The organism is Stenomitos frigidus ULC18 (assembly GCF_003003795.1).
Taxonomy (GTDB): domain Bacteria; phylum Cyanobacteriota; class Cyanobacteriia; order Leptolyngbyales; family Leptolyngbyaceae; genus Stenomitos; species Stenomitos frigidus_A.
In genome coordinates this window covers 1-13809 of record NZ_PVWK01000158.1, presented here as the reverse complement: position 1 = coordinate 13809, position 13809 = coordinate 1, and the positions used below count along the sequence as shown (strand labels likewise).

Here is a 13809-nt window from a genome sequence, read left to right as displayed (position 1 = left end):
GTTCAAGCAGCACAGGCTCTAGAAACGCTCCTTACCAACCAGCCAACTATTGTGCGATCGCATAGTGGCTCCTAGCAAATCGCTCCACCTCACCGTGTCCCCACAAACGCTTTCTCTGCGGGACCTGTCATATAGAGGCGATCGTCCGTTTCAGACCATTCAATTTGCAAGGGGCCACCGGGAAGTTCAACCGTCGCGCGCCGATCGCACAGACCATTTAGCACGCCCGCAACCAGTGAAGCACATGCACCTGTACCGCATGCCAGGGTAATCCCAGCGCCTCGTTCCCAGACGCGCATTTTCAGGTAATCCGATCGCACCACCTGAATGAACTCGGTATTGATCTTCTTGAGAAAAACGGAATGACATTCAAACTGAGAACCCAGGGTTTCCAGCGGAATCGCGTCTACATCGTCTACAAAAGTGACGCAGTGAGGATTGCCCATGTTAACGCAGGTGACTTGCCAGGTTTTTCCGGCGACCTCCAGCGGTTGATTCACCACTTTTTCGTCAGCTCCCGTCAGCGTTGTGGGAATTTCGGCTGCCAGCAAACGAGGTTCGCCCATATCGACCGTGACCAAGCCATTCGCTTCCAGTTTGGGTGTAATTAGTCCGCCCAGCGTGTGGATTTTGTATGCCTGGGGTGCCGTAAGGCCCTCTAGCTCGGCAATAAACTTGGCAAGACAGCGAATGCCGTTGCCGCACATTTCAGGCTCAGAGCCGTCGTTGTTGAAGATGCGCATGGTGTAATCGGTGCCGTCTTGTCCTGGCAAAGCGAAGATCACGCCATCTGCACCGATGCCAAAATGCCGATCGCACCACTGGATGGCGTCCTCTGGCGTGAGACGCGGTTCTGTTGAGGCACGGTTATCGATCAGAATGAAGTCGTTACCCAAACCGTGGTATTTGGTGAATTCCATTGCCATAGATTCTGCAAATGTGTGGTGTGAAAAAGACTCAGGTGCGGAATGATAGAAGGGGAAAAGAAAATGATCAGTGATGAAGGATAAAGGATAAAAAGTCAGGAGTTGTGAACTTTCTGATTTCCGTTTTAGCCTTTAGCCCTTAGCCTTTAGAAGCAAGGATAACTACGATGGCGATTGAACTAGAAACCGGGCTACCAAGCGTACGTCAGATTCAGAATCTGATTCGGGAAGAGACAGAGGTTGAGCTCAAGCTTGTGACAGGTGATTTGTTGGCTGGGAAGGTCCGTTGGCAAGATAGCGATTGTCTGGCGATGGTCGATCAGTATGACCAAAGCACCATTGTTTGGCGGCAAGCGATCGTCTATCTCAAGCCTAGACCCTAAGCTGACCTTCAAGCAGCAGCTTCGGTTGAACGATCCTGTTGAGCCTGTGCTTTTAAGCTAGCCCCCACTGATCCACAAGGAACGCATACTCAAAGGCGGTCTCTTTTAGGCTATCGTACCGCCCTGAGGCACCGCCATGTCCAGCGCCCATGTTGGTTTTGAGCAACAGACAGTTTTGGTCAGTCTTGAGCGATCGCAGCTTTGCCGTCCACTTCGCAGGCTCCCAGTACGCCACGCGAGAGTCGTTTAACCCCCCTGTAATCAACAGATTGGGATAGCCCTTCGCTTCGACGTTGTCGTAGGGCGAGTACGACTTCATGTAAGCGTAGAACGTCTTGTCGTTTGGGTCGCCCCATTCTTCCCGCTCGATGACGGAAAGCGGTAAATGATCGTCCAAAATGGTGGTCACCACATCCACAAACGGGACGTGTGCGACAACCGCTTTGAACAAATCAGGACGTAAGTTAATCACTGCACCCATCAGCAGGCCGCCTGCGCTACCGCCCTGAATCGCTAGATGTGCAGCCGATGTCCACCCCTGCGCGATGAGATGCTCACTGCAGGCAATGAAGTCAGTGAACGTATTTTTCTTTTTAAGGAATTTTCCGTCTTCGTACCACTGACGACCCATTTCTGAACCACCACGAATATGGGCGATCGCGACCACAGCACCGCGTTCTAACAGCGATAAGCGAGTGGATGAAAACGTGGCTGGATAGCTGAAGCCATAGGAGCCATAACCAGTGAGCAGCAACGGATTAGCGCCATTTTTCGCCACCCCTTTCTTGTACACGATCGAAATCGGTACCTGCGTACCATCACTTGCCTTTGCTAGCAGACGTTCGCTGGCGTACTGATGGCGATCGTATCCACCCAGCACCGGCGTTTCTTTCTTCAATTCCCGCTCTTGAGTTTCCAGGTTGTAATCGAAGACCGATCGGGGTGTGACAAGAGACGCGTAGTTGAATCGCAACGTTTCGGTATCAAACTCTGGGTTGCTGCCCTCATCAACGTCGTAAGTTGGATCGGGAAAATCGATGTAGTGCTCCTCACCACTGGCAAGCTGACGCACGCGAATCGTCGGTAGCCCAGCCTCGCGTTCATAGATCACCAGATGCTTCGCAAAGGCACTCACACCCTCCAGCAGCACCGCGTCACGATGAGGAATGACTAGACGCCAGTGGTCTTTCGCAGGAGCCGTCACAGGCGTTTGCATCAGCTTAAAATTGAGCGCGCCATCGTTGGTCACGATGTAGAACGAATCGCTGTGATGCTCAACCTGATATTCGATCCCCGGCGATCGTGGCTGAACGACCTGAAACTTACCCTCTGGTTGGTTAGCATCCAGGTAGTGGATTTCGGAGGTAATTTTGCTCTGCAGCTCTAACAGAATGTAGGCATCGCTGCGCGTTTTACCCACAGTGAGGTAGTAGAACTCATCCGTTTCGTGGTAGACCAATTCATCATCACTAACCGCACTTCCTAGATGATGTCGCAGCAGCTTAAACGGACGATTGGCTTCATCCACCAACGTATAAAACACGGTTTGGTTATCGTTACCCCACGCAAACCCATAGCCTGTTTCGAGAATCGTCTCTGGATAAAGCTGCCCTGTCGCCAGATTCAAAAACAATAGGGTATAACGCTCAGACCCAGTTGTATCAACTGAGTACGCCAGAATCTGGTGATTAGGACTCACCGCAAACAGACCTAAATCAAAGAACGCATGTCCTTCTGCCAGGGCGTTCTGGTCTAGGAGTAAGGCTTCCGGTGCGTCTAAAGTGCCAGCTTTGCGGCAGTAGATAGGATACGCCTTGCCTGTTTCTGTACGGGAGTAATAATAATAATTACCCTTGCGGTAGGGCACTGACAGATCTGTTTCTTGGATGCGGGCAAGCATCTCGTCATATAACGTCGTTTGTAGCGCTTCTGTATGCGCCATCATCGCTTCGGTGTAGGCGTTCTCCGCTTCGAGGTAGGCGATCGTTTTAGGATCATCGCGGTAACGCAACCAAAAGTAGTCGTCGACGCGATCGTCCCCATGCAGTGATAAAGTCTTTGGCTGTTTGTCAGCGAGTGGTAGTGATGCAATTGGAGTCACGGTGCTATTTTGATCCATCGTTCAGTTGATTCAGAGCTTGGTTAAGTGACGGAACTGTAGGCTAACAGGGAACAGCCGACTAAAACTAGAGTCGCAGAGGGTTTAACAAGGTGAGGAAACGCTGCAAGGGCTATAAGAGCATTTGGCATAATGTCCAAAACGTCCGTACTGCAGGCGATCAATCACATCACTGCATACTCTGCCTCAAATTAAGAGCAAGGAGGCAATGTTGCAACGCCCTTTTTGCAACAGTTCTCTTTCCAGCTTAGGAGAAAAGTTTAGGCGGGATTCGCTTCTCTGGAGAAGTCGGCGATCAAGCAAACAAGTTATTGCCTGACTTACCCGAAGTATGGCGACTCATAAGTAAATTAAATAGTGATTTATACTCATAATTGGGCTTAAACTGTCAGATCTTGATCAATGTGGAGCAAAAAGTATCTTAAGATTATCGTAAGAATTAAGCTGAACTATAAAAGCTAATCACCAATAACCAGGAGGACTGTCTATGGCGCTCGTACCACTGCGGCTGCTGCTCGATCACGCAGCAGAGAATGGCTACGGCATCCCTGCCTATAACGTCAATAATATGGAGCAGATTCGTGCAATCATGAATGCTGCTCATGAAACCGATAGCCCTGTGATCTTGCAAGCGTCTCGTGGTGCACGCACGTACGCTGGTGAGAACTTCCTCCGTCACCTGATTTTGGCTGCGATCGAGACCTATCCTGGCATTCCCATCGTGATGCACCAGGATCACGGTAATGCCCCCTCTACCTGCTACTCTGCCATGAAGAACGGCTTCAGCAGCGTCATGATGGACGGTTCCTTGGAGGCAGATGCTAAGACTCCGGCTAGCTTCGAATACAACGTCAACACGACTCGTGAAGTGGTCAAGGTGGCTCACGCGATCGGCGTTAGCGTCGAAGGTGAATTAGGTTGCCTGGGTTCTTTAGAAACCGGTAAAGGCGAAGCAGAAGATGGTCATGGCTTTGAGGGTGCGCTCTCTCACGACCAACTGTTGACCGATCCCGATGAAGCGGTCGAATTCGTGGAGCAAACCCAGGTGGATGCTCTGGCTGTGGCGATCGGCACCAGCCACGGCGCTTACAAGTTCACCCGCAAACCCACAGGCGAAATTTTGGCAATCAGCCGGATCGAAGAAATCCACCGCCGTCTGCCTAATACCCACCTGGTGATGCACGGCTCCTCTTCTGTACCCGAAGACCTGATTGCAATCATCAACCAGTACGGTGGTGCCATTCCTGAAACCTACGGTGTTCCCGTTGAAGAAATTCAGAAGGGGATCAAGAGCGGTGTGCGGAAAGTCAACATTGACACCGACAACCGTTTGGCAATAACCGCTGCAGTGCGCGAAGCGTTGGCGAAGGATCCCAAGGAGTTCGATCCCCGTCACTTCCTGAAGCCTTCGATCAAGTATATGCAAAAAGTCTGCGCCGATCGCTACCAGCAATTTGGTACCGCTGGCAACGCCAGCAAGATCAAGCAAATCGGCTTGGATGAATACGCCGCTAAGTACGCCAAAGGCGAACTAGCGGCTGTGACGAAGAAGGCTGTCGGTGTATAACCCTCCTGCCTGACGATCCGCTAACGAAAAGAACCGGGGTAGCCAACGCTACCCCGGTTTTTCTCTTTTTTGCACAGGTGCAATCTATGCCATCAGCTGAAAGCCTAACAGTCCCAGACGTATAATAAGGGATGTTCCATATTCTTATAGGCTTGTGACTACGACGCCCCGCCCCGCCAGTCTTCTGCAAACGACAAACGCTTTACCTCATAATCGTCCTGATGCACTTGGGCGGTTTGGCAAATTCGGTGGCAAGTATGTTCCCGAAACCTTAATGCCTGCCTTGAGTGAATTGGAGACAGCGTTTTACCAGTACCGCACCGATCCCGACTTTCAGCAGGAACTGCAGGGGCTTTTGCGTGATTATGTGGGGCGACCCAGTCCGCTCTATTTTGCCGAACGGCTGACTACCCACTACGCACGACCCGATGGTTCAGGGGCGCAAATTTATCTGAAGCGCGAAGACTTGAACCATACGGGCGCTCATAAGATTAACAATGCGCTGGCGCAGGTATTGTTGGCAAAGCGCATGGGTAAACAGCGCGTGATCGCGGAGACAGGTGCGGGGCAGCATGGTGTGGCTACTGCAACCGTCTGTGCGCGCTTTGGGCTGAAATGTGTCATCTACATGGGCGTCCAGGACATGGAGCGGCAAGCGCTCAACGTCTTTCGGATGCGGCTTATGGGTGCAGAGGTGTCGCCCGTGTCAGCCGGTACTGGTACGTTGAAGGATGCAACCTCCGAAGCGATTCGGGATTGGGTGACAAATGTAGAAAACACACACTACATTCTGGGTTCCGTCGCTGGACCTCACCCCTATCCCATGATTGTGCGAGATTTCCACGCCGTGATTGGGCAAGAAACGCGCGCTCAATGTCAGGAAAAATGGGGCGGTTTGCCTGATATTTTGCTGGCGTGCGTGGGCGGTGGTTCCAACGCGATCGGTCTGTTTCATGAATTCATCAACGAGCCAACGATTCGCTTGATTGGTGTAGAGGCAGCAGGCGAAGGTGTAAATACAGAAAAACACGCGGCAACGCTAACGCAAGGACGAGTGGGTGTACTACATGGTGCCATGAGCTATCTGCTGCAAGACGACGATGGTCAGGTGACAGAAGCGCACTCCATCAGCGCCGGCTTGGACTATCCCGGTGTAGGACCGGAACACAGCTATCTCAAAGATTTAGGTCGGGCGGAATACTACAGCATTACCGACGCAGAAGCCCTTGCAGCCTTTCAGCGGTTATCGCAACTAGAAGGCATTATTCCAGCGCTGGAAACCGCACACGCGATCGCCTATCTTGAAATGCTCTGCCCTCAGCTTTCTGGCAATCCTCGTATTGTCATCAACTGCTCTGGGCGTGGCGACAAAGATGTACAGACAGTAGCGAAAGTCTTAAATTTCACCTGATGGATGATGGTGAACGCTGCAAAGTGCTGTCGTCTGACGCTTTAATAACTAAAAAGGGCATCCATTACAGAATGGATGCCCTTTTTTAAAAGAGTCGTACAATCTGACGCATTTAAGCCCCAGAGGTAGAGGCTGCTGCTGCCGCTGCTTCTTCTGCTGCTGCCTCGGCGGCAACAGCACTTGATGGCAATAGAACGGTAACAACCACACGATCGGGCTCGCCCAGTGCTACGACACCTTCAGGCAGAGAAAGCTCGTGAACGTGGAGTGAGTCACCAACGTCCAGATCAGTCACATCAATTTCAATGACTTCTGGAATGAGATCGGGCGCGCAACGAACATGTAGCTCGGTCAAGCCCTGGTCGATCGAACCACCACTATTTTTCACGCCTGCCGCTTCGCCAACCAGATGGATGGGCACATCCACATCCAGTGAATCTTGAGAACCAACTGAGAAAAAGCTCAGGTGATAGACATAGCCGCGCCAGGGATGAGAATGCACTTCTCGCAGCAGAGCCTTACCCTTCCAGGGCAGTTCAGGCACGTTTACCTGAATGAGCGTATTGTTTACTGAAGCATCGCGTACTAACAGTTCAGCCTTCTTGGCTGGAACCGTCAACGAAACCGATTCTGCGCCTTTGTGACCGTAGAGCACAGCGGGAATTAAGCCAGCACGACGGAGGGCATTTGCCTTGCTACCAGCAGGGCGAGTTTGACATTCAAGCGTAAGTTCCATAGTGAGTCAAGGGGAGTAAAGGGAAAGGCTAAAGGCTAAAGGATGAAGGCCAAGTAACGGATTTTTATCCTTTGGCCTTCATCCTTAGCGTTTCAAATTCAAACTTCTAGCGTATACATTTGCGCGTCAGTCGGCGTTGCGCCATTGGTGTACAACAATGCGCGTTTGGGACCATGAATGGGGTCTTCAACAATAATAGTCTGATCGCGGCTGGCACCGAGGGAGACGATCGCAATGGGCACCTCCATCAGCTCTGCCAAAACTTTGAGGTAGTCTAGCGCCTGCTGAGGTAAATCATTCAGCGATCGACAGTCAGCGGTAGACTGTTTCCAGCCAGGCACCGTTTTGTAAATCGGTTGACAGCGAGCGAATTTGCGCGAGTTGCTGGGGAAGTCATAGCAGGTTGCGCCATCCACTTCGTAAGCGACGCAGATTTTAATTTCCTCCAGTTCATCCAGCACGTCGAGCTTAGTGATTGCCAGACAGTCAAGCCCGTTAATGCGAACAGCATAACGACCAATCACCGCGTCAAACCAGCCACAGCGACGCTTACGTCCAGTAGTGGTACCGAACTCTGCCCCGCGATCGCACAACAGCTCCCCCATTGTGCCATGAAGTTCGGTCGGGAAGGGGCCTTCGCCAACACGGGTTGTGTAAGCTTTCGCCACCCCGATCACCCGATCGATCATCGTAGGGCCAACCCCTGTACCGACACAAGCACCGCCAGCTACTGGGTTGGATGAGGTGACATAGGGATACGTACCATGATCCAAATCAAGTAGAGTGCCCTGTGCACCTTCAAAGAGGATGTTGCGTTTGCGCTGGATGGCATCGTAGATCCGAAGAGAGCTGTCAATGACATGTGGACGAAGGCGATCGGCGTATTCCAGATACTCGGCAATAATGGCATCCGGTTCTAGCGGCGGCAACTCGTAAAGCTTTTCTAGAATGACGTTCTTGTATTCCACCGTCCAGCGCAGCTTCTTCCGCAGAGAATCAGGATCCATCAGGTCAATCACCCGAATGCCTGTGCGTTCGGATTTATCGGCATAGGTGGGACCAATGCCCCGTCCAGTCGTACCGATTTTATGATCGCCTCGACGTTCTTCCGATGCCTGGTCAATGAGCCGATGATACGGCATCGTCACGTGGGCGGTCTCTGAAATCAACAGATTGCGGGTAGAAACGTTGAGCGTCTCCAGCTGATCCAACTCCCTGATCAACACGTTAGGGTCAATCACAGTGCCAGAGCCAATAATGCATTCCGTATCGGGATAAAGAATGCCTGAAGGGATCAGATGCAGCTTAAAAATCTGATCATCTACAACAACGGTATGCCCTGCGTTCACACCACCCTGGTAGCGAACAACAACATCTGCCGACTTGCTAAGCAGATCCGTGATCTTTCCTTTACCTTCATCGCCCCACTGGGCACCGATGACAACAACGTTAGCCAAGAGTTTTGATCAGTACGAGAGTTTGCACAAACATTCATTATCACCATCTGCGTACACGGGTGTCAATGCTAAAGACTAAAAGAATAGTGATCCGCAACACTCAGCGAGATGGCTGAATTTAGTTTGCTGAGGCTTCAAGATGGCTCGACTTCAATGAGTCCGCTAGGATATCACAAATGGTTTTTGTGGTCCACTGTTTTTCCACTGACTTCGTTCTGACCCCTTTAATTTATTCCTGAAGAGGTGCTTGTGGCTTTATACGCTGAACTACACCGTCACCTCGGAGGCTCTGTTGTCCCCCGGATTTTGTGGCGGTATTTACAACGTAATGATTCTGACCTGGCGCAACGTTTTCCTGCTTACCCTGAGTTTGAAGATTTTTACACCCGTCCTCGCAGCACTCTAGATGAATATTTAGAATTGCATACATTGGTGGAATCAGTTCAAACAGCAGAGGCGTTGCCCTACTTTATCTACCGCCTCGTGCGGGGCGCTTATATTTTTGAAAATTTGGCTTATCTGGAGTTACGCTATACGCCCTTCCTAAGAACGCCTGATCATCTGACGCAATCGCAGCGGATTGATTTGATGGCAGAGATTGTTGCGATCGTAGGTAAAGCGAGTCAGCTCAACGAATACCCCATTGTCACCAGCCAAATTCTGTGTATGCACTCTCGCTTACCCTACGCGGTCAACCGGGCGATCGTCGATCTAGCAGCACAATCACGAGAGTATGTCTGCGCGATCGATGTGGCAGGCGGCGACAACCACTATGGCGAACGTCTGGACGAGTTTGTCGAGCTGTATGCGTATGCGCGCTCGTTGGGGCTGAAGACCACCGGGCACCTTTATGAAACGAGAGATGGCGCCTATCCCGAACTACTGCCTTACCTGATGCGGATTGGGCACGGCATCCAGATTCCGTTAGAGCATCCCCACTTGCTGAAAGAAGTGGCCGAACGCGGACAATGCCTCGAAGTCTGTCCGACAACCTATTTACAAACGGGGACTCTGGACGACATTTCGCAGTTGAAGCTTGTGTTCGATCGCTGCTTTGATGCCGGTGTTGACATTGCCATCTGCACTGATAACGCTGGTCTACACAATGTCCGTCTGCCATTTGAGTATGAAAACCTGCTGACTCACAACATTATCGATTTCGAGCAACTGCAAGCCTGCCAGGATGCTGCTTTCCGTCATGCCTTTGCATGGCCCTACCAACAGCGTCCGGCTTCATTGCTCAATGGCTTGCTTAAAGTTGAATCCGACAGAGACAGTGCTAACGCCTATGAGATCGCTCAGCGTTAAAGACAAATTAAGCGCCAAAAAACGGCCTGAAAGAATCCGTGGCTCACGCTTCTCTCAGGCCGTTTCAAGCAAGAACAAAACTAGAATTACGAACCCCGGCTTAAGGAAAGCTCAATCTGCTTAAACTCTTGCTCTAGTCGATCGCGCAACTTTTGAGGCACAGGGCGATTTGGATACGAGCTATAGTGACCTGCCAGCGAATTTAATGCTGTTCGCATGGTAGTGTAAGACGTCAGTTTTGCCACAGACCCGTTACGTCTGTAGCGCGCCGTGAAATCGTTGATCAACTGACGGGCTTCTGTTTGCAATGCGCTCCGGTCAGGAGCATCATCCGGTAGCTGAATGGAGGTTCTCAGAGCATCAACTACTGCTGCCGTATCCTGACGATAGTCTCCACTCAGGGCTGTGGCTGCTCTTGCGGCTGGGGCAAATCCCATCAAGCCGATCAAAACGACTAGGACTAAGGAAAAAAAGCTTGATAGATAGCGCTTCATAAGCATTCGCGAAGAGGAGTAAATAACGTTTCAGCCTTCTTTTAAAGTGGCAGACATCACTTATCCTACCGCGATCAGGCGCAGGGATCATAGGCCTTCGGAAGGGTGCGCTGTCTTTGGGTAATTCAATAAAACCGACTCCAAGCCTGATTCAGGCATGCCGTTACATGGTGAAACAGCAACCAGTCATCAAACCTTACTGAAGCATCAGGGCTGCTTGCTAATGACTCCCTGAAACGTGGTTCTTTGAGCTGTTTTTTGAGCTTGTCTTAACCGAAGCGACCGCTAACATACTCTTGCGTTGCTTGATGCTGAGGAGTCTGAAAGATGACTTCAGTACGATCGTATTCTACGATGTAGCCTGTGCGCTGCCCTTTCGCATTCGCCTCAACGTTATAGAAGGCGGTGAAATCTGATGCACGCGATGCCTGCTGCATGTTGTGGGTCACAATCACGATCGTGTAGCGTTCTTTCAACTCTTGCAGCAAATCCTCAACCTTCAGGGTAGAAATAGGGTCAAGAGCCGCACACGGCTCATCCATCAAAATGACATCAGGCTGTACCGCTACAGCACGAGCAATACAGAGACGCTGCTGCTGTCCACCCGACAAATCAGTCCCCATTGCATTAAGCTTATCCTTCACGTCTTCCCAAAGGGCGGCTTGCTTGAGCGCACGTTCTACCAGTTCATCCATATCGCCCTTATAGCCAACCAGACGAGGGCCAAACGCAATATTTTCATAGATGGACTTGGGAAAGGGATTCGGCTTTTGAAATACCATCCCAATCTGGCGTCGTACTTCTACAGGGTCAATTTCTGGTGCGTAAAGATCCTGATCCCGGTAAAAGATCTTGCCGTCAATATGAAAGGTTTTAATAAGGTCGTTTAAGCGATTAAAGCACCGGAGCACCGTGCTCTTGCCGCAGCCAGAGGGACCAATAAAGGCCGTAATGCTGTTCTTTGCAATCTCGATTGAGACATCCTTCACTGCCAGAAAATTACCGTAGTAAATATTGAGATCTTGAGTGCGAAAGATGGTCTCAGTCTGGCGGGCGGTGCTCTGCATGTTCGTCGTCATACATCTAGATGGGGTGAGTGGTTACTGTTTCAATAAGACTTGAAGTCACTAAAATTAAAGCGTTACAGCGTCGTCAAAACGGTGAGGAGTAATCAAGAATGACGATCGCAGACTTTCAACACATCAACATTGCTGTAGCCAAGAATTGTCTGCTTTCTTACACGTTACTTGCGCCGTTTTGTGATCCACCGAGAAAGAATACTAGTGATCAAAACTAACGCCACAAGCACTAGCGAACCAGCCCACGCAAGCTCTTGTTGGTTTTTGTAAGGAGCCGTTGCAAAGTCAAACACCAACCTTGACATTGTAGCGGTTGGCTCCCAAATACCGTTCGTGAGGTAGGTAGCAGGATTCACATTGACCGGATTTAAGCTCAAGCCCGAATTCCAGTAACGACTAAAAGAGGCAGTGAAGAGAACAGGCGCAGTTTCACCCGCAGCACGAGCCACTGCTAGCATGACCCCGGTCAAGATGGATGGAATCGCCGCGGGTAGAACAATCTGCAACGTTGTTTGAATCCGTGTTGCGCCAAGCCCAACCGCTGCCTGCCGATAGTCATTGGACACGGCTTCTAACGCTTCCGCTGATGTTCGCACGATCGTCGGCAACATGAGCACCGACAGCGCGATACCGCCAGCCACTGCTGAGAACCGACCCGTTGCCAGCACCACCAGCGAGTAGGCAAAAGCCCCAACGACGATCGAGGGCACACCACTCAGAACATTCGTGAAAAAGTCAATTACATCTGCCAGTTTCGTGCCTCTGGCAAATTCCGAAAGGTAGATGGCGGCCATCACGCCAAACGGAATACTGAGAGCAGCAGAGATACCGACAGTCGTCAGGGTACCAAGAAAGGCATTACCAAAGCCGCCACCCGCAAGACCAGGAGCAGGCGGTAGCTGAACGAACAGAGCCGGACCTAACCGTGCAAAGCCATTAATCAGCACGTAAGAAAGCACTGCCACTAAGGGAACGAGGGCAATAGCGGCACAGACACAGGCAACGACGGTCATCACCGACGAAAACAACGTCCGGGGTGACGTTGGAGCGCGCCTCATATTACGCTCTGCTAAAGGGTCATTCGCCAAGTCTGGATTCGTCATCTTAAGCTTTTCTCAACTCCTATCAACCGATTGATTCCGTTAGCCCCATTACTTCAGATCAAACTGAGGCAGATCTGATTCCAAAACCTTTGACGGCTCGCACTAAAGCTTCAAGCTAAAGCGACGCACGATAATCTCAGCTAAAACATTCACAACCAGCGTCAAGGCAAACAGTACAAGCGCTGCATACATCAGTGAAGCTACTTGCAGTCCACCCGCTTCAGCGAACTGGTTGGCCAGAAGCGAAGCCACAGTCGAGCCTTGGGACAAAATTGAAGCTGACTTGATTGTGTCAGAATTACCGATCACCATCGTGACTGCCATCGTCTCACCCATGGCTCGTCCTAGCGCCAGCATGATGCCACCAACAATGCCAGAGAAGGCAGCAGGCAGCATAATCTGAAAGATGGTTTCCCAGCGGGTTGCACCCAACCCGTAGGCTGCTTGTCGCAATTCTGCAGGCACCGCTGTTAAGGCATCGCGGGAAATCGCAGCAATAATAGGCAGGATCATGATTGAAAGGATGATACCCGCCACATAAATGCCAGGTCCCGATGGTGCTGTGCTGAAGATTGGAAGCCATCCTAAGGTACTATTGAGCCCATCACCGATCGGCTTCAAAATGGGAATCAGCACAAAGATGGCCCACAACCCATAGACCACACTAGGGATCGCAGCCAGCAGCTCAACGAGAAACACGATCGGCTGTTGGATACGCTGTGGCAGAAAGTCTTCACTCAGAAACAGGGCAACACCAATGCCGATCGGCACCGCAAGCAAAAGCGCCATAAACGATGTCACCAAAGTGCCATAAATCTGTGTGAGAGCACCAAAAACCTCGTCGTTGACGCTCCAACGACTGGTAGTCAAAAAGCCGAGACCAAACTTCTGAATCGCTGGAATAGCATCAGTCCCCACTCTCAAGGCGATCACCAGCAGTATCAAGGCAACCCCAATGCCGAAGGCTGCCGTAACCCAAACAAAACCCTGATCAATCCAGCGCGATGTTTTAGAGCGCTGCCAAGCCATAGGAGAAGGCTGATTTGTTGAAGCCATATATAACCAACTCAGTAATAAAGTCAAACAAGCGATCGCAGAAAGCCTGAAACAGGTTTGGCACCAATAAAAGAGAGAAGCTGATGTCTAGAGCTAGTGGTCTGTCAATTTTCAGTTGATGGGTAAAGTCGCTGTAGTTTGATGCGTGCATCGGCTGTCGTAAACCGCCA

The 13809-nt window shown here is 50.9% G+C and carries 13 protein-coding genes; 4 read left to right on the top strand and 9 right to left on the bottom strand.

The window, feature by feature from the left end; all coding sequences use genetic code 11:
- Positions 1-89: 89 nt before the first annotated feature.
- Complete coding sequence (gene dapF, locus C7B82_RS29095) at positions 90-926, bottom strand: diaminopimelate epimerase (RefSeq protein ID WP_106260630.1); 837 nt, start codon at positions 924-926, stop codon at positions 90-92.
- 167 nt (positions 927-1093) lie between these two features.
- Here dapF and C7B82_RS29090 point away from each other — a divergent pair, with 167 nt between their 5' ends.
- Positions 1094-1309, top strand: a complete 216-nt coding sequence (locus tag C7B82_RS29090) for an Hfq-related RNA-binding protein (protein ID WP_106260629.1) — start codon at positions 1094-1096, stop codon at positions 1307-1309.
- Positions 1310-1361: 52 nt separating this feature from the next.
- Here the strand turns inward: C7B82_RS29090 and C7B82_RS29085 are convergent, their stop codons facing one another.
- Positions 1362-3428 carry a S9 family peptidase gene (locus tag C7B82_RS29085; protein WP_106260627.1) on the bottom strand — a complete coding sequence of 689 codons (2067 nt, stop codon included), beginning with the start codon at positions 3426-3428 and terminating at the stop codon, positions 1362-1364.
- A gap of 487 nt (positions 3429-3915) precedes the next feature.
- On the opposite strand from C7B82_RS29085, the gene fba reads away from it, so the two are divergent.
- Positions 3916-4995, top strand: coding sequence for a class II fructose-bisphosphate aldolase (gene fba, locus C7B82_RS29080; protein ID WP_106260626.1), 1080 nt, complete (start codon positions 3916-3918; stop codon positions 4993-4995).
- Between the two features lie 154 nt (positions 4996-5149).
- Positions 5150-6406 carry a tryptophan synthase subunit beta gene (gene trpB / locus C7B82_RS29075; RefSeq protein WP_219904759.1) on the top strand — a complete coding sequence of 419 codons (1257 nt, stop codon included), beginning with the start codon at positions 5150-5152 and terminating at the stop codon, positions 6404-6406.
- 112 nt (positions 6407-6518) lie between these two features.
- Here trpB and C7B82_RS29070 read toward each other — a convergent pair whose 3' ends face one another.
- On the bottom strand, positions 6519-7142 hold the full coding sequence (locus C7B82_RS29070; RefSeq protein WP_106260624.1) for a 50S ribosomal protein L25/general stress protein Ctc: 624 nt from the start codon (positions 7140-7142) through the stop codon (positions 6519-6521).
- Positions 7143-7240: 98 nt separating this feature from the next.
- Positions 7241-8599, bottom strand: a complete 1359-nt coding sequence (locus C7B82_RS29065; RefSeq protein ID WP_106260622.1) for an adenylosuccinate synthase — start codon at positions 8597-8599, stop codon at positions 7241-7243.
- Positions 8600-8848: 249 nt separating this feature from the next.
- Between C7B82_RS29065 and C7B82_RS29060 the strand changes: the two genes are divergently transcribed.
- On the top strand, positions 8849-9907 hold the full coding sequence (locus C7B82_RS29060) for an adenosine deaminase (RefSeq protein WP_106260621.1): 1059 nt from the start codon (positions 8849-8851) through the stop codon (positions 9905-9907).
- An 86-nt stretch (positions 9908-9993) separates the two neighbouring features.
- On the opposite strand, the gene psb27 is transcribed toward C7B82_RS29060, so the two are convergent.
- The 5 genes from psb27 to C7B82_RS32830 all read right to left on the bottom strand — a co-directional run.
- Complete coding sequence (gene psb27 / locus C7B82_RS29055) at positions 9994-10401, bottom strand: photosystem II protein Psb27 (RefSeq protein ID WP_106260619.1); 408 nt, start codon at positions 10399-10401, stop codon at positions 9994-9996.
- 269 nt (positions 10402-10670) lie between these two features.
- Positions 10671-11480: a phosphate ABC transporter ATP-binding protein PstB gene (gene pstB / locus C7B82_RS29050; RefSeq protein WP_106260617.1), complete on the bottom strand. Its 810-nt coding sequence runs from the start codon at positions 11478-11480 to the stop codon at positions 10671-10673.
- Positions 11481-11644: 164 nt separating this feature from the next.
- Positions 11645-12583, bottom strand: a complete 939-nt coding sequence (pstA, locus tag C7B82_RS29045) for a phosphate ABC transporter permease PstA (protein WP_106260616.1) — start codon at positions 12581-12583, stop codon at positions 11645-11647.
- A 102-nt stretch (positions 12584-12685) separates the two neighbouring features.
- Positions 12686-13612: a phosphate ABC transporter permease subunit PstC gene (gene pstC, locus C7B82_RS29040; RefSeq protein ID WP_245940150.1), complete on the bottom strand. Its 927-nt coding sequence runs from the start codon at positions 13610-13612 to the stop codon at positions 12686-12688.
- Positions 13593-13809: hypothetical protein (locus C7B82_RS32830; protein ID WP_219904758.1), on the bottom strand; the 217-nt coding region annotated here is incomplete at its 5' end. The genes pstC and C7B82_RS32830, both read right to left, overlap by 20 nt.